The sequence below is a fragment of the Pseudoalteromonas sp. MMG007 genome, assembly GCF_018100985.1.
GTDB lineage: Bacteria > Pseudomonadota > Gammaproteobacteria > Enterobacterales > Alteromonadaceae > Pseudoalteromonas.
This window is the reverse complement of the sequence record NZ_JAGJEI010000054.1, coordinates 1-475: the sequence shown is the minus strand read 5'-3', so window position 1 is coordinate 475 and position 475 is coordinate 1. Positions and strand designations below refer to the sequence as shown.

General features: G+C 43.6%; 1 protein-coding gene. It reads left to right on the top strand.

Going from position 1 to position 475, the window contains the following annotated elements:
- Positions 1–195: 195 nt before the first annotated feature.
- Positions 196–475: IS3 family transposase (locus tag J8L71_RS18390; protein ID WP_211001807.1), on the top strand; the 280-nt coding region annotated here is incomplete at its 3' end.

Genomic DNA, 475 nt, shown 5'->3' with positions numbered 1-475 from the left:
GAGCCAATTATCAGATAAACCTAAATCCGTTCAATCATTCGATGAAAAACTGAAGATCGCCAAATTAGAGGCTGAGTTAAAACGTGTCACGGAGGAACGAGACATTTTAAAAAAGGCCGCAAGGTACTTTGCCAGCAACCTTGAGTAAAGTACGACTTCATTCGTGATCACCAAGATGAATTTTCTATCACGGCGATGTGCCGCCTTTTTAAGCTGCATCGAAGTGGTTTTTATGCGTGGTTAAAAAAGCCCTTAAGCGATAGAGCGCTTGAAGATAATCGTTTGTTGAAGCTCATTAAAGAGTTTTATGTAGCCAGTGGTGGCACGTATGGTAGCCCTTGGATACATGCAGACTTGCGTGAAGCAGGTGAGAAATGCAGCGTAAACCGTGTTGCGAAGATCATGCGACAACATAAGCTTAAAGCGCAAATTGGATATAAGCGTCGCCATCTTAAAGGCGGTAAGACATCGCGGG